Below are 22,108 nucleotides of genomic sequence, written 5' to 3' on the forward strand. Positions count from 1 at the left end.
CACCCCGCTCACCTTTTTTTACTGTTTTCATAGATTCAATGAGGGGGATGCTAAACTGTCTTTATAGTAACTCAAATACACCTGCTGCTCCCATTCCTCCACCAATACACATCGTTACGACACCAAACTGTTCACCACGGCGCTTCATTTCATGAATTAAGCTGAGTGTAAGCTTCGTTCCTGTACAACCTAACGGATGTCCTAATGCAATCGCTCCACCGTTAACATTTACCTTCTCTTGATCAAGATTTAAATGACGAATGACTTGTAACGATTGAGAAGCAAAGGCTTCATTTAATTCATACAAGCCAATATCAGCTAATTCTAGCCCTGCATTTTTCACAGCTTTAGGAATTGCCTCAACCGGACCGATCCCCATAACTTCTGGAGCTACACCTGCTACTGCAAACGAGCGGAATTTCACAAGTGGCGTTAAGCCATCTGACTCTGCAACTTCACGATCCATTACTAAAACGGAAGCAGCTCCATCACTCATTTGCGATGCATTTCCTGCTGTTACAGTCCCTGTCGTACTGAAGGCAGGACGTAATTTCCCAAGAGCTTCAACTGTCGAATTTGCCCGGACACCTTCATCTGTTTCTAGCACGACCTCTTTTTCAACTAGTTTATGATTTTCGTCTACTGAACGCAGTGTAACTGGTACAGGGACGATTTCATCTTTAAATTTCCCTTCTTCAATAGCTTTTGCTGCTCGTTTATGACTCTCAACTGCAAAAGCGTCTTGATCTTCACGACTCACTTCAAATCGCTTTGCTACTTCTTCTGCAGTATGACCCATCCCCATGTAATACTCCGGTGCATTTTCGACCAACGTTGGGTTTGGAGCAATGACATGTCCGCCCATCGGGATCAAACTCATCGATTCTGCTCCTCCTGCTAATACAGCCTGAGCATTCCCAAGCATAATTCGTTCTGCTCCATAAGCGATGCTTTGTAAACCTGATGAACAATAACGATTAATCGTAATCGCTGGCACTTGTTCAGGAAGATTTGCAAGCGCTGAAATGTTACGCGCCATGTTCATCCCTTGTTCTGCTTCTGGCATCGCACATCCGATAATGACATCGTCAATCCGTTCTGCATCAAAATCATTTGCTCTCTTTAACGTTTCTTTTATCGTAATTGCGCCTAAATCATCCGGACGCACATTTGCTAACGTTCCTTTTTTTGCTTTTCCGACAGGTGTTCTTGCACCTGCTACAATGACCGCTTCTTTCAAGTAATTCCCCTCCTTTAATCAATTTCCTTAGTTACGCAATGGCTTTCCTTTTGCTAACATGTGCTGCATTCGTTGCTGGGTTTTCACTTCTCCCACTAAGCTTAAGAATGCTTCTCTCTCTAAATCAAGTAAATATTGTTCATCAACTTTTGTCCCTTTCGGCACGCGGCCTCCAGCGATCACGAATGCGAGTTTCTCTGCGATTTTCAAGTCATGTTCAGAAATATGACCGCCAAAGTGCATCGTCTTCGCTCCTAATAACATTGTTCCGTATCCCGTTTCACCAACTACAGGAATCGCATCTCGTTTAGGAGGTTGATACCCGCTTTCGGACAGATAGAGTACTTTTCGTTTTGCATCATGCAATAAATGGTCTCCATTCATACTTACGCCATCTTGCGGACGGACAAAACCTAGTTTTTGTGCTTCATGAGCACTCGTACTTACTTTTGCCATTGCGATCGTTTCAAACGTTGTGTTTGCAATCGATTGCAAATCAATTTGAGTCCCTTCAGGAAGTTTGTTTAAATGACGAAGGTAGAGTTCTTTGTTTCCTCCTCCACCAGGAATAAGTCCAACCCCTACTTCAACAAGTCCCATATATGTCTCCATCGATGCTTGGATACTTGCTGCTGGTAAAGAGATTTCGGTACCTCCACCTAATGTCATTTGGAATGGTGCAACGACGACTGGCTTCGCTGAATAACGAATTTTCGCCATTGATTTTTGGAACTGACGGACAACAAGGTCAATTTCAGGGAAGTTCATATCTTGTGCTTCCATTAAAATCATCATTAAGTTTGCGCCGACACAGAAGTTCTTCCCTTGGTTATTTATGACGAGTCCTTTATAATTTTTTTCTACTTCCTCAACCGATTTATTAATCATTTGCATAACGTCAAGGCCGATCGAGTTATTTGGAGAGTGGAACTCCAAGCATGCTACACCGTCACCGAGATCAACGAGTGAAGCACCTGTATTTTTCATAATGACATTTTCACCGCCATCTTTAAGCGCTTTCAAGTGAATCACTTTAGGATTAACTTGAGCTTTCACATACTCCCCGTTTTGATAATATTCGTCATATCCTTGATAGAATGAAGTTTTTCCGCTAGTAAGCATGTCTTTAATCCACGCTGGTACAGTTTCCCCTTCTTCTTCCATCCGTTTTACCGATTTTTCAACACCTATTGCATCCCACGTTTCAAATGGACCAAGTTCCCAGCCAAAACCCCATTTCATTGCTAAGTCAATCGAGCGAATTGAATCGGCAATTTCTGTAGCTTTCTCTGCTGAATATAAAAGAACAGGTTTTAATATATTCCATACCAGCTCTCCGGCACGGTCATTAGCATATACAAGCGCTTTCAATTTTTCCTCTTTTGATTTCGCTTGTTTACTTTGCTGAACAGATGGTGCTTTTAATTTTTTTCGTGGTCCGTATTCAAGTGTTTCATAGTTAAGTTCCAAAATTTCGCTACCGTTTTCACCTTTTTTCTTCAAGAAAAACCCTTGACCTGATTTACTTCCTAACCATCCATTCTCTGCCATTTTTTTCATGAATTGCGGTGGATCGAACGTTTCTTTTTCATTTCCTTCTACTTGATCATAAACATTTTTGGCTACATGAAGGAATGTGTCTAGTCCAACAACATCTAATGTGCGGAATGTCGCGCTTTTCGGTCTTCCGATTGCCGGACCTGTAACGGAGTCAACTTCTCCGACTGAGTAGCCTCGGTTTACCATTTCACGAACAGTAACGAGTAGACCGTACGTTCCAATTCTGTTCGCAATAAAGTTTGGCGTATCCTTTGCTTCTACTACTCCTTTTCCTAATGTGTTTTCACCAAATGTTTGCATAAAGTTAAATACTTGATCAGATGTATCTTTTGTACGAATAATTTCAAGTAATTTTAAGTATCTTGGCGGATTAAAGAAATGTGTGCCTAAGAAGTGGGTCTTAAAGTCATCTGAACGGCCTTCTGCCATTGCTTCGATCGATATTCCTGATGTATTGGAGCTAACAATGCTTCCTGGCTTCCGGTATTCATCTACTTGCGCAAATACTTTTTTCTTAACCTCTAGGTTTTCAACGACGACTTCAATGATCCAATCGACTTCAGCAAGCCTTTCCATATCATCTTCCATATTTCCAGGCTCAATGAACTGTGCATTTTCTTTCCTTCCTAGTGGTGCAGGCTTCTGTTTTTTTAATTTTTCAATTGACTCAGCTGCCAAACGATTGCGGACAACTTTGTCTTCTAGAGTTAATCCTTTTTTCTTTTCTGAATCTGTCAGTTCTCTAGGTACGATGTCCAAGAGAATACTAGGGATACCAATGTTCGCTAAATGTGCTGCAATTCCGGATCCCATCACTCCAGACCCTAAAACAGCGACCTTTCCAATTCTTCCAATCATGAAGTACCTCCTTCTCCCTCTTGAATGAATACTCATTCATTTTTTGAGTAAAAATTTTTGCACTGGATTGTGCAGAAATGTTTTCACGAAATGTTTACATCTATTACTATATATAATTTTAACAATTCGCGCAATAGTAAAGACTGAAAATTTTATTAATTTCATTATTTTTGGATTGAAATATATTCCTGATGATAGGTGCATTTTTTCGCATAGTGAGATAACAGGAAGAGAACACTAATGATTGAAATTTGCCATATGAAAAAATGCTTAAGGAGGAATGATTAATGCAACAGCAACAACAAGGTGCTAGTATGGGGCAGCAAGGTCAACAAAATGTGATGACACAACCGCCAAATGTGGTCACAAGTAAAGATCACCTATACATTAGTGACATGCTTTCATGGAATTTGCTGGCGATGAAAAAGGCACACGCATTCGCTCAGCAATGCCAAGATCCACAAATTTCTCAAGCTCTTGATGAGGCGGGAAAAATGCATTACATGCATTATCAAACGTTATTGAATCATTTAAATCAACAACAAACTCAACCTGGTCAAAACCAGATGCAGTAGAAAGGAGTTATTATGAATCAAAATCAACAGCAACCACAACAAAGTAAAATTAGTAATCCGAAAACACCGATTCCGGAAATTCCACAGATGACCGACCGGGACTATATAAATGATATGCTGACTACGGAAAAATACATGACCTCTTCATATTCAATTGCTGCGAATGAAGCAAGCCATGAGTCACTTTATTCTGATATTCAGCAAATTTGTAATGAAGCACAAAGATGTCAACGCGATCTATTCAATTTAATGTTTGAAAAAGGCTGGTACAGCTTTGATGCTGCTGACCAACAAACACTCGATCAAGATTATCAGCGTTTTACAGGATACCAGACGCAAATACCTTACAATCAAAATAATCCAATGTCTTAAACAAGCTCAGCTTATTTTCCAATATATTTGTGAAATCACGTTTTGACAGATGCTTTCACCCATCATAGGAAAAAAATCTACTGCTACTTTTTCATCATCAAGACCGGCTCTATGGAAAGGCTTTGCCTCATTTAGCCGGTTTTTATCGTGCTGAACCTCCCCCCTTCCATCTGGTTCATCCATATTGCTTATACCTTACTTAAAAAGAAAAATCAATTTATTTCTATATATTTTAATAAATTGCCCATTTTGTGATTAATGAAGCTAAAATCGTAACAAAATAAGGATATGAAAACAGATTTTATTATATTCATCATCTTGAATAGCATCTGGCTTCTTGAATGGATCGTATATAAAGACACAGCTCCTAAACGAAAGGAGGCCAACAATCAAGCACTTGTCGTAAAATCCTTTACATTACTTATGTTTACAAGTTCTGTTGTTTTTAGCTTTTGGTTAAGTACTGTCATAAGCGAAACGAATGGATTTGCGGAAAAAAGCGGGCTCGTCCTTATGGCGATCGGTTTACTGTTAAGAGGCTGGACATACTTCTTTTCAAGAGAATTCTTCACACGAACTATCGTCCCTCAGGAGGACCGTCCACTGTTCAGTCGCGGCCCATATCGGTTTAATCGCCATCCTTTTCATACTGGCTTTTTCTTAGCAGCTCTTGGGACGACATTATTTATTAGCAGCCATTGGCTCTCACTCGTGTACACCTTCCTTTTAATCGGGAGTGCCTTGCATTACCGTATGAGTATTGAAGAGTTTTATTACAAAAAAAGGTACGGAGACATATACCCTTATTGGTGTAAGCACCGCTTTCGCCTCCTCCCCTTTTTATACTAAAATCTTCACAAAATTGTCGGGGACCTGGTACCCGACAATTTTATTATTCTATTGACTTTCAGAATATTCTTGACCTTGTTCCGTTGTTCGACTACAATCGAACTATTAAATCTTTATTCGATCGGAGTCGAACAAATAATGAATGTTAAATCGATCTACAATCCACAAATTGAATTTTTATTGAGTGCATTATTTTATTCAAATAGGACGTATACGAAACGGTCCGACTTAGGTTTAAATTGGAAGAAGGATGTGTTCGAACAAATTGGCGAATCTCTCTCAGAAAAATTGTATACACCAGAAATCGCTACAACGATGAAATGGCTTGATCATTCAATTTTGTTTGATGATACAAATGTAACAGGAACGACAGTATCCGAATTATTAGCATGGCTAAAAAATCAAAAAGATTTACAAACGGCTTTCCCTAAAGACAGAGAGGTTCAATATGAACCAGTTTGTGATAGCAATAAACTTTATACAGTTCTTTCTTATTGGTATGAACGATACTTCTCTACGATAGACAAAGCGATCTTAATAGGACTTAAACAGAAAAAAGAAGAAGTCGATCGAATGCTCAAACGCTATTCACCTGTTGAGGTTGTTGATCGCGCAACACATGGTATCTGGCTCGAAAATCAGCCAGATGACCTAACTGTTTATTTAGTACCACAATATCATTGGCGACCGATTTTGCTTTATATGGTCCAAGAACATTTCCATTATTACTCTTATTCAGTGGACGAAATCACCGGACCAAATCAAGCTGTACCGTCAATTATGATGCGTGCCCAGCATGCACTTGCCGATGAGAACCGTTTAAGTATTTTACGATTATTAGCGACAGGACCAAAAATGTTTAAAACGATCCACCAGTATACCGGTCTAGCAAAGAGCACTGTTCATCATCATTTAATTACTTTAAGAGCAGCAGGTCTCTCTCATTTAATCGTAACCCCTGGTCAACCAGATCGTTATTCATTTCGAGAACAAGGGTTAACCGACATGGAAGGAAGAATTATGTCTTTCATCAACGATTCGACTGACCTTTAAAACTTAATTTTGGAGGGGCTCATATGAAAAGCTTCTTTTTAAACCAATCGTTTTTATTTTTATGGATTGCCCAAGCAGCCTCTGGACTTGGCGGCACGTTTGCAGCTTTTACTGTTTCATGGCTCGTTTATCAATTATCTGATTCTCTTCTTTATATGAGTGCCGTTTGGATCGCCTTTATGGTTCCAAACTTACTGACAAATTTAATAGCTGGTCCGTATATCGACCGGCTTCAGTACAAAACAGTGATGGTTTTTTCAGAATGGTTAAGAGCTTTCGCCTTTCTTATTCCTGGTATTCTATTATTACTTGACGCACTCACGTTACCTGTTTTATTTATGACTGCTGTTCTGATTGGGATCGCAGAACCTCTATTCCGGCCTGTCGGAATGGCCTATGTTGCCCATATCTTGCCGAAAAATCAACTACAGCGAGGTAACTCGATTTTAGAAGGAACGATGCAAACTATGATGCTCCTCGGTCCCGCACTTGGAGGTGCCTTAATGTCGGTATTTGGTCCCTTAACGATTATTACGACTATTATTTCGGTCATGACGATATCAGGCATTTTACTAATGTTCGCCGAAACAATCGAGCGAAAGCAAGAAGACATCAGACCAACTTGGTTTTCAATGTTTAAAGAAGGTCTCGGCTTTTACCGCCTTTTTCCGGTATTATTTTGGATCGGCATTCTCATGATGACGATTAACTTTAGCACCGGCGCTGCCCAACCGATGTATTTACCTTACATAATCGAGCACCTTCATGGATCAGAATTTCAGTATGGATTATTCATGTCGCTATTCTCTGTCGGTATGGTTGTCGGTTCTTTCGTAACCGGAGCCTTTAAAACTCCTAAAAATTTACGTGCTGTCATGTTAGGAAGCTTAACATTGTCTGGGCTCCTTATGATGACATTAGGATTAACAACAAGTATTTGGATTGCGATTGGAGTTGCAATGATGCAAGGTGTTTTTGCAATGACATTTACGATCAATAACACGACATTCTACCAACGCAGAGTACCGGAGAATATTAGAGGGCGTGTATTTGCTGTGAGAACACTTCTTGCTCAATCAGGAATCCCATTAGGGGCAGGACTCGGAGGTTTATTAGCGGAAGCATACAGCTTCACGATTCTCTTCCTCGTATTAGGAGGACTCATTCTCTTATCGACATTATTCGCATGGAGCCATAAAATCTTTTATCAGTTAAATGAAAGCTATGATGAAGAGCAAAAAGCTCCTACTGCACCTGTGAAAAACACAGTGTAGCTCCCAATCAGTGACAAATGACGCAATCTCTTTACAAAACGACACTCAAGAAGTAACTCCAACTTGAATATAAAACATTAAAACACCGCCAAAATCCAACAACATGAAATAATTCCCAGGTGCCTGGCACCTGGGAATTATTGGATTATTCATTCACATAAAAAACACCCGTGAAACATTTTCCTGTCTCACGGGTAAGTTCTCACATATTTTTAAGATGATTTCTTCATGAATCCTGTATATCTACGGTCAATTAGCTGACTTTCAATTCGTTTCATCGTGTCTAATGCAACGCCAACTACAATGAGAAGTCCGGTACCACCAATTTGTACAGATGGTGGCAGCCCCATCATTGTTGCTGCTATAAGCGGCATAACAGAAACGACCGCTAAGAACAGACCACCGACGAACGTTAGACGATATAACAAGCGTACAATGTACTTTTCAGTCGCTTTTCCTGGACGAATACCCGGAATAAATCCGTTCTGTTTCTTTAAATTTTCAGCCATTTGTTCTGGATTCATTTGAACAAATGTATAGAAGTATGCAAACCCGATAATTAAAGCCGCATAGAACGTCATACCAATCGGTGACGTGTAATCAAATACCGATACAATCCATTGTGCCGCCGTGTTCCCTTCACCAAAGAAATTGGCTACCGTTGGCGGGAAAATAAACAGTGACATCGCAAAAATGACCGGGATAACTCCTGCTGCGTTAACTTTAATAGGCAAGTGTGTCGATTGTCCACCTGTTGGACGACCGCCCGCAGCCATTTTTTTTGCGTACTGGACAGGAACTTTCCGTACAGCTTGTTGTACGAAAACAACACCGACGATAACAGCTAAAATTCCTAGTCCGATTAATAAAACTGTAACGATATTTAAGAATAGCTGATCACCAGGGTCAACGAAGTACATCGAATATAGTTGATTCACACCATTCGGTACCGCAGCGACAATCCCGGCAAAAATTAAAATCGAAATACCGTTACCGACACCTTTCAGCGTAATGTGTTCCCCTAGCCACATGAGAAACGCTGTTCCCGCTGTCAAAGTGATGGCAATTAATAAATATGTAGTAATTGATGGATTCGTTACGAGCCCCGGCATCATCTGATTAAATCCGATAGACATTCCGAGTGCTTGGATAAAGGCGATGACAATCGTTCCGTAACGAGTAACTTGAGCCAGCTTTTTACGTCCTGACTCCCCTTCTCTTGACCATTCCGCAAACTTAGGTACAACATCCATTCTTAGTAACTGCACGATAATTGATGCTGTAATGTAAGGCATAATTCCTGTTGCGAATATGGAGAATCTCTCCAATGCACCACCACCAAAAGCATTTAGAAATCCAAGGGCTGCAAGTCCTTCAAAGTCCAATGCTTCTGCATTGACCCCCGGAGCCGGAATGTGAGCACCGATCCGGAATACAATTAGCATGAGTAATGTGAAAATAATCTTATTGCGCAAATCCCCCACGCGCATGATGTTACGTAACGTACGAAGCATATTCTAGCACCTCAACTCTACCTAAATAATATAGTCCCTACTAATTAGGTTCTGTCTTACTAGAATATCATAAAAACTTCATGATTTTTCATATTTTTTTGAATCCGACAAAATTAGTGCTATTTTTTTGGACTTTTTGCGGACACTGGTTCCTCTATATGTGCTGAAAAGGCTAGTTTTCGTTTTTGAAGGACACAGGATCCGCTATTAAGTCAAAAAGTCAATGATTACATGTGTTTTGAGGTGAATAACGGAACAGGTGGCCTCGAAGGTGTAGAGAAGAGCTTTTTTTGGTCGAATAAGGTATCTGGTGTCCGCCAACAATCACAGCTGATTTTTGGAGCACCTTGGTATACCTATGCGGACACTGGTTCCTCTATATGTGCTGAAAAGGCTAGTTTTCGTTTTTGAAGGACACAGGATCCGCTATTAAGTCAAAAAGTCAATGATTACATGTGTTTTGAGGTGAATAACGGAACAGGTGGCCTCGAAGGTGTAGAGAAGAGCTTTTTTTGGTCGAATAAGGTATCTGGTGTCCGCCAATGTTATTCTAAGCAATATGAACCTTTACAAATAAAATATACTAGTTAACTAATTAATTATTGCTAAAATAATAGTAAGGATTCTAAGGGGGGCAGTGTTTATGAAAGTTCATACATATAAATACTCGATTGAAAAATCACGAGGCAACATACTAAGGGTGATGCTCAGCCAAACATTTAATAATCAAAACGGAAATGTCAGAACATTATCAAGAGTTACGATATTCACACTCTTACTTATCCCATTTTTTCTCATTTTAACGGAACCTGGAAATGATGAGGAAGCGCTAAATCCTACTAGTGAAGATCCGCTGCAAATAAACTTAAGTGTACTAGAAGCGAATAATGGGATCAAAGGAAAAAATGGGATAGCTCATATTGAATCAGAATATGACCTAGAGGAAGCAACGGTTCATTTACTCGTTGACGTTCAGTCAACCTTTGATGAAGAAAAAGCTGAAAAAATTGTTTCCAAATTTTTAGTAGATGTTTCAGAAAGGTCTAATGGGAAACCTGCAAATAATGACCATGAATTTTTCGGTGAAGTATGGGATCATACTCATTTGCAATTTCAGTTTGCCACTTCGGAAGAAAATGTATTTCTTACAGGCGAAGTCCTGAAAGGAACCCACACAGTCACATTTTTACATAACTGAGGATTTTCGAAATGTGAAATGAATCCAATAAAAGTGCTTGTTCAAAAAGAGCTACAAGCGTCACATTACGAGCTTCCACACGGATGTAGTGACTTTAGCGTTCCTGTAAAGGATTTTCTCGATTTTTATCGAATATGTAAGATTAGACCATATAGAAAGGATGATTCGTCGTGAAACAGGTAAGTAAATTAACGAAGATACTATCGGAGAGAGTGAATGTGTAGCAAAATGATTTACTAATTACTCCCTATCACTCTCGTACAATAAATAAACGGAGCGATGATTTAATGTTAAGAAATGACAACGATACGACTAAGCTTTTTGATGAATGGGCAAAATCCTATGATGATGATTTGCTGCAAGCAAGCGGTCCATTATATGGCTACAACGAAAGTTTGCACGCTGTACAAAACATACTTTCAGTAACTGCCAATGATACTTTACTCGACATCGGAATTGGAACAGGTACGTTTGCTTCTTTAATTAGTGACAAAAACAGCACAGTACATGGAGTAGACATTTCCAATAAAATGCTTGAAGAGTGTAAGCATAAACATCCAACATATGAATTAAAGCAAGGGACATTTTTAAATACAAGACAACATAACAGCTTCTTTAACTATGTCATTACTAGTTTTGCTTTTCATGAAGTGTATCCTCAAAAGCGCTTAACCGCATTACAAGAAATCCATAGAGTTTTAAAAAGTGGCGGTAAACTACTTTTGCTCGATATTATGTTCCCTTCTTCAGCAGCAAGAGAAGATGGTAAAAAACAGATTGGTCATTATTGGGATGATTCTGAAGACTATCCAATCGGCAGTGAACTCGATACGCAGTTAAGAAAAGCAGGCTTTCACAATATTGTATGGAAACATACTGCCCCATTCCATTGGGCAGTCAAAGCTGAAAAGTAATTTCATTAAGGCTGGGACAAATGGGACAAAAGTATTTTAATAAGTATCCCCGTAAAACGGGCGGTTTTAATTTCGCCCTATAAGGGCACTTTACCACCAGAGTCCCTTAAGGGACCTTATTCATTTGGTCCGTGCCAAAAGAATTTTGAGGACATCCCTTTTCATAATCATATAGAATTCGAAATCGCTATAAGGCGGACGCTTTCACTCCAAAGCACAAGTGCGACATCTACTCGTGCTGCACTTCGTTTGCATTCGTAGTGTCTTCTTTGCAGCGGGCAATGCCTCAACTTCCTAGGTGCCACACTGTATGCACCTAGGGATTTTCGTCGATTGCTTTTCCCGCCTGAGTCACCGCCTAGCGCTCTTTCGAGTACATGATAATAGTTAAATCATACTAATACCAGAAAAAACGTTGTGGGAAGTTGTATCTCAGCTCATTTTTATCTCATTTAAATAGGAATGAGCTTTTGTTATCAAAGATATTTATGTTCATTTCGTATCCATCATTTAAGATAATAAATGACATGACGCAAATAAAGTTGTTATCAAAAGGTGGAAGGTACTGCGCGACTGTCTCTTCCTCTACTAGTATGGCTTTGTTGTTTATCCGTCGAGACAAATCGCTGTATTTCGAAGAAGCAATGCTCTTTCCTACGGAAAAACGGACGAGTTGAGATCCCTTCGAGCTTGATCGAAGTAGCTCAATCGTTCGTCCGTGGCAAAGAAGACACCGTGAATACGAACAAAGTGAAGTAAGAGCGGATGTCGCACTTGTGCCCTGGGGTGAAAGCAAGCAGTATACCTTCCAACTATTCATTACTTTTAAAGAAATCTCGAATACAACCCTTAAAGGTTTATTTTCACACAGGCAGAGCCTATGGTTTACAAAGAATATAATCAAAGAAAATCCGAACTAAGATTCAAAATTCTGTAGTTAGAATTCGACTTAGTTCGGATTTTTCCCTTTAATACCTATTTTTAACACGTAACTAATCGTATTGAGAGTTATATGTTTTAGTTATGTCCCAACCTCTTTAGGTGCGACAACGCCCAGATTCTCCATTATTCAATTGTAAATTGATCATCTAAATGTTCATGAATCTCATCATTTTCAACGTGAATAACAACATGGTATTCTCCGCTTTGCTCAAATTCGTGTATTGCTGTGTATGTTCCTTCCGCTTCTTCTTCCAATTCAAGCCACGTTCTTACTTCATCACCATGCTGCCAAATTTCTAGTTGAACTCGCGCATCGGATAAAGGAGTATCTTCTTTGAACACTTCCAATTGAAATTGACTCTCTTCTAACGTCAACTGATCAAAGTTTGCATTCACATCGATAATATCAGAATGGTGGCTATGTCCATTATCCCCATGGTCGTGATCAGCGTCACCGTGATCATGTTCTCCTTCCTCATGATCATCATGTTCATGTGCGTCTTCTGCATCGTTTTCATCGTATCTTCCCGTTAATTCAACGTCACCGACAGCTATTTCATGCACGGGCATTACGTGCATACCTCTTGCTGTTACGTGTGGCTGGACAAAATAAACAGCTTCTTCCCCAAACGTAAAAGGAGCTGAATACACCCCTTCATCGACGTCCGTGTAATCAACCATTTCGCTATGTTCTTTTTGACCTTCCTGCCAAACTTCAAACGTTACCTCATTGGCATCATTGACTAACTCTTCCCCTTGGGTAACGAGAGCTTCTAACATCATTTCCTCTCCTGGGTCCGCAATGTCATCCATTAAAACCTCGACCTCGAGCGGATCAGTATTAATGACATCTCCACCTGACTGCTCTCCGTCATCTTCTCCACAGGCAGCCAACATCGTTAAGCTAGCCATAACCGTTATTAGCTTTTTCATCTTAGTCCCTCCAGTATCTCATCCATTATAATATACAATCTTTCCATGAAGACAATGATATTGTAGTATGCATTCGTGAAATGTTTGTGAAATATCTCCAATTGTTTAATCAAAATGATATAACGGCAGAGAAACCGTCACTTTTGTTCCTTTATTTACAACCGACTGAAACGTAATAGATCCGTTATGAAGATCAATAATTTGCTTTACGATTGATAAGCCGATCCCAAACCCGCCTTCTTTTCTCGTTCTCGCTTTATCGATTCGATAAAACCTCTCCATAATTTTACTAATGTCTTCTTCCGGTATTCCAATCCCGGTGTCTTCTACCATAATATAAGCCTTGTCATTCTCTGCCCAACCTTCTACCATAATCTCACCATTTCGGTCCGTATATACAATCGCATTATCAAGTAAATTCATAAACACTTGCAAAAGCCGGTCTGCATCACCATTTACGATGACCGTTTCATCTATTTGTACAGAAAGGATCTGCTCCTTCTTCTCTCTTTTTATTTTTGTATTTTTTACAGCTTCATACAGCACTTCTGAAATGACGACTGGCTGAAAAGCAGGTTGAGCTTCATCCTGCTCTAAATGTGTCAAGTGAATGAGTTCATTCACAAGACGATTCATCCGATCTGCTTCACTAACGATAATAGAAGCATACTCTTGATTTTGTTCATCATTTTGTAACAGTTCACTATACCCTTTAATATAACTAAGAGGGGTGCGCATTTCGTGTGAAATATTTTGGATGAATATCCGCTTTTTTTCGTCTTCCTGCTTAATCGATTTTGCTAGAGATTGAAATGAATCCGCTAACGTTAACAGCTCATTATTCACATTTACTTGAAAACGAGTGTCGAAATTCCCTTTTTTCAATTGATGTGCAACTTTATCAAGCTCGACTATTGGCTCTATATACTGTTTTTCTAGCATTTTCATTAAAATAAAGAGAAGAAGAAAAGCAATCAGACCTAATATAAGTAAAAAAGGTAAGATATTTAACAGTGCTTCATTCAACTCTGACACTGGTGTGTAAATAAGAATCGTTCCTTCAAGCATCCCATTCGTCATAATCGGGGTAACGACACCAAGTAAGTTCGTATTAAGGTGTTCATGCTCACGGAATAAGACGACATTTTTCCCATGCATTAATTGCTCACGTTCTTGCTGCAAAATGACGAGATCGGCATCTCGTTCAACTAAAGGTAAAGCTGATCCTAGCATCATTGGATCATCGGTCAGGAGAACTTTCGAAAGTGACGTTGATTCGATCCACTCGACTGCTTCTTGTAAATGTTCCTCTGAATGAAGGTATCTTTCCCTTAATTGCTCCGCTTTTGTCTCCAAGCTTTCTGCTTCACGGTCAAGGTATAATTCCTGATATAAGTATCCTGTCAAACCGATCATGAGACTAATGACAACTACACTTACAATTGCAAATAGTACCCACGCCTTTGTTTTAATCGACCAATACCTTCTCATTTTTGTACCTCAAATTTATAGCCCATCCCCCAAACAGTATGGATATATTTACCTGCTTTTTTCAGTTTAATTCTTAATGTTTTTATATGAGTATCAACGGTTCTCGAAGTCACATTTTCGTAATCAAAACCCCAAATTTTATCTAGCAACTGTTCACGACTAAAAACGATTTTCGGATGTTCGGAAAAAAATACAAGTAGCTCATACTCCTTTTTCGTCAGTTTAATTTGTTCACCGTCGACAAACACCTCTTTATACATCGGTTCAATGTTGAGATTACCAAATGTAAGCTGTCTTTCTTGAATCACTTGTCCTCGATTCATTTGTGAAGTTCGTCTAAGAATCGCTTCTATTCTTGCAAGAAGCTCCTTTTTTCCAAATGGTTTTAATAAATAATCATCTGCTCCTGTTCGAAGCCCTTTGACCTTGTCTTCATCACTTGCTCTAGCAGTAAGCATTAACAATGGGACATCGGAAAATTGGCGGATCTCATTACACGTGTCATATCCATCGATTCCTGGCATCATTAAATCTAAAATGATAAATGCAGGATTCTCACTTTTGACGATATTGATGGCGTCCCTTCCGTTTGATGCCAAAATGACACGATAGTTTTCTTCCGTTAAGATTTTCTTTAACAACTTCCTCATGTGAAGTTCATCATCCACAACAAGGATTGTATGGTTCATTCGACCTCACCTTTCCCTTCCAAATGCACGAGTACATGAGGGCCAGGAGCTACATCGATTGTCTCTTCAACGTTAAATGTTTCCGGGTCGATAATTGAAACGTTATGCCCATCTAATGTACTAATATATATTTTTTCCTCACTAGATATTCCATAATATGGATTAAACTCAACACCTACACTGCTTTCTACATTTAACGTTTGACTGTTAATCGAGTGGACGGTGTGCGACCCATGACTTAATGTGATGACATCACTTGTTAAGGGGTGCTCGATAAATTCAATTGGCATCATTCCTGTTTTGTTTTTATTAATTAATGTCCCGCTTCTATCATAAAAAAATGTTCGATCGTTTAAGTCCCCGACTGGTCCATGCCCACCAAGTAAAAAGCCATTTTCAGTTAGAAAAATACCATTTGGCCGCTCAGGAACCTCAAGAACATCAATCGTGTCCATCGTTTCCGTATCAACGATTTGAACTGTATGACTGTAGACACAAACGATGAACAATTGATCTTCCGTATGGTCGATGTCCATCGAATATGGATGTTCCCCTGTTAATACTTTCCCTTCTATGTTAAATGTCGTCGAGTTCACTTTCACGACTTCATTTTTATATGAATTTGCTATGTAAACAAATTCCTCATTCTTATCTAATACCATTGACGAAAACCCTTGTCCGATATGACTTACGTCTTTCAATGAATGGTCGTTCATGTCTAAAGCAAACAATTCACTTTCTTCTTCTGATGTAAATAAAAGATGATCGTGCTTTTTTACATGAAGCATATATGAAGCCTGAAATGGCAGGATCAATTCATCAATTTTTTCTTGATTGTCAATATCTATCACTGATAAGACAGGCTCTTTCAAATGTGATACGAGAAGAAGATCATTTTCCCCTCCTGCCCACTCAATTGTTTCTACTGTTTGACAGCCTATTAATAAAATAAACAACAAACTGGATATTGCGACTTTCCTCATTCGATCACCCCAAACTAATGTACGATTCTTACCACAAGGTCACGATTTATTTATACTTTACACAGAAAATGAAAACTTTTTGTGAAATGAATCATTGTTTTTCTTACATGTTCAAAAAGGAAGGTGAAAAGAGCCAACGCAGAAAAGCGAAAATTTTCCCCTCGCCTTTTTGACATCCTCTATTATAAGTGATATTCCTCTTCACAATCATCTATCATCCGTTTACTATAAAATCATATAATCATTTCCTTCGTCTATTTAATAAATACACGTTTGCTCTCAAAGTCACATATTAATGAGTAGGTTGTGAATAGAATGAAATATTTTAAGAAATATTTGTATCTAATAGCTGGATTTATCACATTTGCTATTGGGATAATTGGTATTTTTCTTCCATTAATTCCAACTACCCCTCTTCTTTTATTATCTGCCGCTTGTTTTTATAGGAGTTCAGACAGACTATACAATTGGCTCATTCGAAATAAATGGTTTGGGAAATATATTGAAGAATATCGGCGCAATCGAACGATACCTCCTAAAGCGAAAGTAGTAGCTATAGTAGCGATTTGGTCTTCAATAGGAATATCCATTCTCCTCATTAATCCGATTCTTTTAAAAATTTTCTTACTTACAATCGCTGCTGCTGTCAGTTTGTATATCGTCACTAGAGATTAGCTAGATTATTTAGATGAAACTAAAGTGCATATTCAAAGTTGAGCGAATCGTGTTAATACGTGAGTAACGAAGAACGAATCAACGCAGAGATACGAAAGCTCTTTTTCCGAGATTTTTTGATCATCCTCTAAAAAAACTATTGCATTTCATTTGTGTATCCTATATCATGAAGAAAAATAATTCACAAAACCGAATATTCAAAAGATTCTTATCGAGAGAGATGGAGGGAAAGGCCCGATGATATCTCAGCAACCAGCCATAATTGGTCAGGTGCTAATTCCTGCAAGCAAATGCTTGTGAAGATGAGAAGGAGACCAGTTTATATATCCAAGAACGACCTTCTTCTTATTTCTAGAGGAAGGTCGTTTTTTATTTTTAGAAAAACGCTAATAAGACTTCTACTATTAAAAAATGGATACGGAGGGGTTCACCATGCACCTTAAAGAGCTTGAAACGACTCTTGTACAAATAGGAAACCGAAGTGAATCAACAACAGGAGCAGTAAGTGCACCGATTTATTGTTCTACGGCGTATCGACATAAAGGCATCGGTCAATCTACAGGCTATGACTACTCCCGTACAGGAAATCCAACTCGACAAATTTTAGAAGAAGCCATTGCGAACTTAGAAGGTGGGGACAGAGGATTCGCCTGTTCATCAGGCATGTCAGCTATTCAAGTCGTTCTTTCTCTTTTTCAAAGCGGTGACGAAATATTAGCTTCCAGTGACTTATATGGTGGAACGTACCGTTTATTTGAGGAAGGCTGGCGGAGGTGGGGACTATCCTTTCGATATGGCGATGTTCGAAACGTTGAACAATTCAAAAGCATGATAACCGAGAATACGAAAGCACTATACATAGAAACACCGACGAATCCTTTAATGCAAGAAGCCGATTTAAAGGCTTTCGGTGAACTAGCTAAAGAACACAACCTCCTCTACATTGTCGATAATACCTTTTACACACCGCTTCTTCAGCGCCCGCTTCTCGAAGGAGCCGATATTGTCATTCATAGTGCTTCAAAGTATTTGTCAGGTCACAATGATGTGATCGCAGGATTGATTGTTACAAAAGGGATAGATCTTTCCGAAAAAACCTTTTACTACTTTAATAGTATCGGTCCAGTGTTATCTCCATTGGACTCGTGGCTCGTCATAAGAGGAATGAAAACATTACCACTTCGGATCGAAAAGCATCAAAAAAATGCTCAAAAGATTACAGAGTTTTTACAGTCTCATCCTGCCATAGATGATGTTATCTATCCCGGTCGTGGTGGAATGCTTTCCTTTCGAATTCAGGAGGAGGCTTGGGTAAATCCTTTTTTGCAAAGCCTAAAGCTCATTACCTTTGCTGAAAGTTTAGGAGGGGTCGAAAGTTTAATCACCTACCCTGCTACCCAGACTCATGCAGATGTACCAGAAGACGTAAGAAACGAGCTCGGAGTTTGTAACCGGCTTCTGCGTTTTTCAGTCGGGATCGAATCTGCCGAAGACCTTATCGAAGATCTTAACCAAGCTTTGCAATGTGTATCAGGCGGAAAAAAGATAGGAGGAATCGATAAACTATGAGTGTCCAGCAAGACGTAAACTACAGCCTGCAGACGAGACTACTTCATCATAAGCACAAAACTGATCCAACTAATGGAGCCGTGAGTGTCCCTATTCAACATGCGTCAACGTTTCATCAAAACGGATTGGAATCGTTTGGTCCATATGATTATGCAAGATCCGGGAACCCTACCCGGCAAGCATTAGAAGATACTATAGCTGAACTGGAGAGTGGTACAGCAGGATTTGCGTTTGCTTCGGGAATGGCAGCTATCTCTTCTACGTTTATGATGCTTTCCGCTGGTGAACACCTCGTCATTACTGAAGACGTTTATGGTGGGACTTTCCGACTTACTACAGAAATTCTCACACGACACGGTATTGACCATACCTTTGTTGACATGACGAATATTCAAGAAGTAAAAAACGCGATTTTACCAAATACAAAAATGATTTTTATGGAGACCCCGTCTAACCCGACTATGAAGATTACTCCTATCCAAGAAATCGTTCAACTAGCTAAAGAAAACGACTGCCTAACGGTCTTGGACAATACGTTTATGACACCTGTATTGCAACGTCCCCTTGACCTTGGGGTTGATGTCGTCGTCCATAGTGCTACGAAATTTATCGGTGGCCATAGTGATGTCGTTGCAGGGTTAGCTGTTGTAAAAGATGATTTTCTAGCAGAAAAGCTTCATTTTTTGCAAAACAGTCTCGGCGCTATTCTAGGCCCTCAAGATTCCTGGCTCATCCTTCGGGGGATGAAGACGATGCACACTAGAATGGAAGCATCTTCAAAGTCTGCTAACATCATTGCCCGCTGGTTAGTAAATCAAGCTGAGGTTCGCAAAGTGTATTATCCAGGTTTGCCAAACCACCCTGGTTTTGACGTTAATCATCGCCAGGCAAATGGATCAGGGGCTGTTCTGTCTTTTGAATTAGCTGATATTGCAGCTGTAGAAACACTCATCAAAAAGGTTGAAATTCCTGTTTTTGCCGTTAGTCTTGGGGCAGTTGAATCGATTCTCTCGTATCCAGCCAAAATGTCCCATGAAGCAATGCCAGCTGTTGAAAGAGAAAAGCGCGGAATTACCGATGGCCTTCTTCGCCTTTCAGTAGGATTGGAAAAAACAGAGGATTTAATTGCTGATCTTGATCAAGCGTTACGAGGATAAAAGGAGTGTATACACAAGAAAGGCGCAAGCGCCTTCCACACGAGCGACAAGCACTGGAGGCTGAAAGAAGAAGTCCGATCTTAGACTTCAATTGACAGGGCGAAGTGACCTCGAGCCGAAAACTGCTGTCTCTTCCTCTTCTATTATCACTTTGAAGCTAGATCCGTCAACCGGGCAGTACGCCACGTCCTGTGGCATGCCCGGCATTAGGACGTCCTGTCCGCCGCGTCCTGCGGGAACGCCGAAGTCACCACACCCGTGTGGAAGCTCGTGATGTAAACGCTCGTGCCTGCTAGTCTAGACAGCAATCAAGAAATTGAATTTTTATACTTTCTTATCTTTTTAGAAAGGGGAAACACGGATGAGCTTAAAAAAGAGATTAAGAGACGAAATTTTAGTAGGCGACGGTGCAATGGGTACGTTTCTCTATCAAGACGGTATCAATGATTGTTTTGAAGAATTGAACTTGACCGATCCTGAAAAAATTGTTCATGTACATGAACAATATATTGAAGCAGGTGCAGATATTATTCAAACGAACACGTATGCGGCTAATTCGATTAAGCTGCGCAGATACTTGTTGGAACCGCACGTGGAAGAGATGAATCGGTCCGCTGTGAACATCGCAAGGCAAGCAGCACGAAAAAAGAATACGTATGTCTTCGGGACTATTGGGGGAATCGGGATTAGCTATATCCATCACTCAAACTATGAACCTGAAGATATTCGAAAAAGTCTTCAGCAGCAAGCATCGACTTTATTAGATGCTGATGTCGACGGCTTTTTACTAGAAACGTTTTACGATTTTCAAGAATTAGTTGCGCTCGTTCGTTTTATACGAGCACATACGAATAAGCCGATCATTGCTCACGTCACTCTTGGTGATATCGGTGTTCTCCAAGACGGAATGCCCTTTTCAGACGCACTTACTCACTTAGAAGAAGAAGGTGTAGACGTAGCTGGTCTTAATTGTCGAATGGGGCCACACCATATGCTGCGGACGCTAGAAGAGGTGCCTCTATTAAAAAACAGCTATCTTTCTGCCTATCCGAATGCTAGCCTCCCTAATGTCCGGGACGGTCGCTATTTTTACCAGTCTAATCCTTCCTATTTTGGCGATATGACAGAGGCATTAGTAAAAGAAGGGGTACGACTCATTGGCGGGTGCTGTGGGACTACACCTGAACACGTTCGAGCGATTAGAAAGGCTGTAACTGAAAAAAAATTAATCCCTATTGAAGAAAAAGTAGTCAACAAACGTAAAACGTCACCAGTGATCGTCTCTTCTAACGATACAAAAGAACGTATTCCCGATTTTTCGAAAAGCCGACATTCAGTCATTGTTGAAATGGACCCACCTAAAGTTTTGTCAAAAGCATCGGAATTTATTAAAGGAGCAGAGGCCCTTAAATCTGCAGGTGTAGATGCTGTGACATTAGCAGATAATTCTCTTGCAATATCGCGAATCGATAATTTATCTCTAGGGACGTTGATCAAGCAGCAAACAGGAGTTAGACCCCTCCTCCATTTGGCTTGCCGAGACCGGAATATCATTGGCCTTCAATCCCATTTGTTAGGTTTACATACTCTTGGGATTCATGATGTGCTCGCAATTACAGGAGATCCGGCAAAGGTTGGCGATTTTCCGGGGGCTACTTCGGTTTATGACATGTCCTCCTTAGATTTAATTCGTCTTATAAAACGATTAAACGAAGGAATTTCTTTTACAGGTAAAGAGTTAGGTGAGAAAACTTCGTTTACTGTTGCTGCTGCTTTTAATGCAAATGCCCGGCATTTGAACAGAGAAGTAAAACGTCTTGAGAAAAAAATTGAAGCAGGTGCAGATTACTTTATGAGTCAGCCTGTATATAGCGAAGAACAATTAAAAAACGTTTACGAAGCTACAAAACATCTACCAGTTCCTGTTTATGTAGGAATTATGCCCTTAGTAAGCAGTCGCAATGCTGAATTTTTACACCACGAAGTTCCCGGCATCTTCTTACCGAAAGATGTTCGTGAACACATGGCAACATTCGCTGGTGACAGTGACGCAAGTGAGCGAGAAGGATTAGCTTTAGCAAAAGGCTTGGTAGATACCGCAACCGAGTATTTTCAAAGTATTTACTTAATCACCCCATTTTTACGCTATAACATGACAGTGGAGCTTACGAAGCATATTGTAAAAGCTGATCGTCGTGTTTCACTTCAGTCCTAATCACTCACTTTAAGAAACACGTAAAACAGCTTTTATTAAATACACTG

The 22,108-nt window shown here is 39.8% G+C and carries 18 protein-coding genes and 1 riboswitch; of the genes, 11 read left to right on the top strand and 7 right to left on the bottom strand.

Translation table 11 applies throughout. The features are described 5' to 3' along the window. Window positions 1-61: 61 nt before the first annotated feature. Window positions 62-1,240 (bottom strand): acetyl-CoA C-acetyltransferase, encoded by a 1,179-nt coding sequence (locus CD001_RS23985; RefSeq protein WP_096190092.1) that lies wholly within the window; start codon window positions 1,238-1,240, stop codon window positions 62-64. Window positions 1,241-1,267: 27 nt separating this feature from the next. After that, window positions 1,268-3,658: a 3-hydroxyacyl-CoA dehydrogenase/enoyl-CoA hydratase family protein gene (locus CD001_RS23990; RefSeq protein WP_096190093.1), complete on the bottom strand. Its 2,391-nt coding sequence runs from the start codon at window positions 3,656-3,658 to the stop codon at window positions 1,268-1,270. 287 nt (window positions 3,659-3,945) lie between these two features. On the opposite strand from CD001_RS23990, the gene CD001_RS23995 reads away from it, so the two are divergent. The 5 genes from CD001_RS23995 to CD001_RS24015 all read left to right on the top strand — a co-directional run bounded on the left by CD001_RS23995 (window position 3,946) and on the right by CD001_RS24015 (window position 7,781). Then, window positions 3,946-4,233 carry a hypothetical protein gene (locus CD001_RS23995; RefSeq protein ID WP_096190094.1) on the top strand — a complete coding sequence of 96 codons (288 nt, stop codon included), beginning with the start codon at window positions 3,946-3,948 and terminating at the stop codon, window positions 4,231-4,233. Window positions 4,234-4,245: 12 nt separating this feature from the next. Next, window positions 4,246-4,605 carry a spore coat protein gene (locus CD001_RS24000; RefSeq protein ID WP_096190095.1) on the top strand — a complete coding sequence of 120 codons (360 nt, stop codon included), beginning with the start codon at window positions 4,246-4,248 and terminating at the stop codon, window positions 4,603-4,605. A gap of 288 nt (window positions 4,606-4,893) precedes the next feature. Then, window positions 4,894-5,454 (top strand): methyltransferase family protein, encoded by a 561-nt coding sequence (locus CD001_RS24005; RefSeq protein ID WP_096190096.1) that lies wholly within the window; start codon window positions 4,894-4,896, stop codon window positions 5,452-5,454. 138 nt (window positions 5,455-5,592) lie between these two features. Then, complete coding sequence (locus CD001_RS24010) at window positions 5,593-6,507, top strand: ArsR/SmtB family transcription factor (protein ID WP_096190097.1); 915 nt, start codon at window positions 5,593-5,595, stop codon at window positions 6,505-6,507. Between the two features lie 23 nt (window positions 6,508-6,530). After that, window positions 6,531-7,781, top strand: a complete 1,251-nt coding sequence (locus CD001_RS24015) for an MFS transporter (protein WP_096190098.1) — start codon at window positions 6,531-6,533, stop codon at window positions 7,779-7,781. Window positions 7,782-7,993: 212 nt separating this feature from the next. Here the strand turns inward: CD001_RS24015 and secY are convergent, their stop codons facing one another. Further along, on the bottom strand, window positions 7,994-9,295 hold the full coding sequence (gene secY / locus CD001_RS24020) for a preprotein translocase subunit SecY (RefSeq protein ID WP_096190099.1): 1,302 nt from the start codon (window positions 9,293-9,295) through the stop codon (window positions 7,994-7,996). A 643-nt stretch (window positions 9,296-9,938) separates the two neighbouring features. Between secY and CD001_RS24025 the strand changes: the two genes are divergently transcribed. Together CD001_RS24025 and CD001_RS24030 are read left to right on the top strand one after the other, a co-directional pair. After that, window positions 9,939-10,493, top strand: a complete 555-nt coding sequence (locus CD001_RS24025) for a hypothetical protein (RefSeq protein ID WP_096190100.1) — start codon at window positions 9,939-9,941, stop codon at window positions 10,491-10,493. Between the two features lie 287 nt (window positions 10,494-10,780). After that, complete coding sequence (locus CD001_RS24030; RefSeq protein WP_096190101.1) at window positions 10,781-11,407, top strand: class I SAM-dependent methyltransferase; 627 nt, start codon at window positions 10,781-10,783, stop codon at window positions 11,405-11,407. 1,065 nt (window positions 11,408-12,472) lie between these two features. Here CD001_RS24030 and CD001_RS24035 read toward each other — a convergent pair. From CD001_RS24035 to CD001_RS24050, 4 genes are all read right to left on the bottom strand, one after another. Next, entirely contained in the window at window positions 12,473-13,282 is an 810-nt protein-coding gene (locus CD001_RS24035; protein WP_096190102.1) for a FixH family protein, read from the bottom strand. A gap of 105 nt (window positions 13,283-13,387) precedes the next feature. Continuing rightward, complete coding sequence (locus CD001_RS24040; RefSeq protein ID WP_096190103.1) at window positions 13,388-14,773, bottom strand: sensor histidine kinase; 1,386 nt, start codon at window positions 14,771-14,773, stop codon at window positions 13,388-13,390. Continuing rightward, window positions 14,770-15,462: a response regulator transcription factor gene (locus CD001_RS24045; RefSeq protein ID WP_096190104.1), complete on the bottom strand. Its 693-nt coding sequence runs from the start codon at window positions 15,460-15,462 to the stop codon at window positions 14,770-14,772. The genes CD001_RS24040 and CD001_RS24045 overlap by 4 nt, the downstream gene beginning before the upstream one ends. Next, window positions 15,459-16,445, bottom strand: a complete 987-nt coding sequence (locus tag CD001_RS24050; protein ID WP_096190105.1) for a YncE family protein — start codon at window positions 16,443-16,445, stop codon at window positions 15,459-15,461. Before CD001_RS24050 ends, CD001_RS24045 begins: the two co-directional genes overlap by 4 nt. Before the next feature lie 315 nt (window positions 16,446-16,760). On the opposite strand from CD001_RS24050, the gene CD001_RS24055 reads away from it, so the two are divergent. The 4 genes from CD001_RS24055 (at window position 16,761) to CD001_RS24070 (ending at window position 22,061) form a co-directional block, all read left to right on the top strand. Continuing rightward, a complete protein-coding gene (locus CD001_RS24055; RefSeq protein ID WP_096190106.1) occupies window positions 16,761-17,120 on the top strand; it encodes a YbaN family protein in 360 nt (119 codons plus the stop codon). A gap of 205 nt (window positions 17,121-17,325) precedes the next feature. Further along, window positions 17,326-17,429: riboswitch (SAM riboswitch) on the top strand. A 123-nt stretch (window positions 17,430-17,552) separates the two neighbouring features. After that, window positions 17,553-18,689, top strand: coding sequence for a methionine biosynthesis PLP-dependent protein (locus CD001_RS24060; RefSeq protein ID WP_096190107.1), 1,137 nt, complete (start codon window positions 17,553-17,555; stop codon window positions 18,687-18,689). Continuing rightward, window positions 18,686-19,846, top strand: a complete 1,161-nt coding sequence (metC, locus tag CD001_RS24065; protein WP_096190108.1) for a cystathionine beta-lyase — start codon at window positions 18,686-18,688, stop codon at window positions 19,844-19,846. Before CD001_RS24060 ends, metC begins: the two co-directional genes overlap by 4 nt. Window positions 19,847-20,207: 361 nt before the next feature. Beyond that, on the top strand, window positions 20,208-22,061 hold the full coding sequence (locus CD001_RS24070) for a bifunctional homocysteine S-methyltransferase/methylenetetrahydrofolate reductase (protein ID WP_096190109.1): 1,854 nt from the start codon (window positions 20,208-20,210) through the stop codon (window positions 22,059-22,061). The last annotated feature ends 47 nt before the right edge of the window (window positions 22,062-22,108 follow it).

It is taken from the genome of Evansella halocellulosilytica (assembly GCF_002335745.1).
Lineage (GTDB): Bacteria > Bacillota > Bacilli > Bacillales > Salisediminibacteriaceae > Bacillus_CA > Bacillus_CA halocellulosilytica.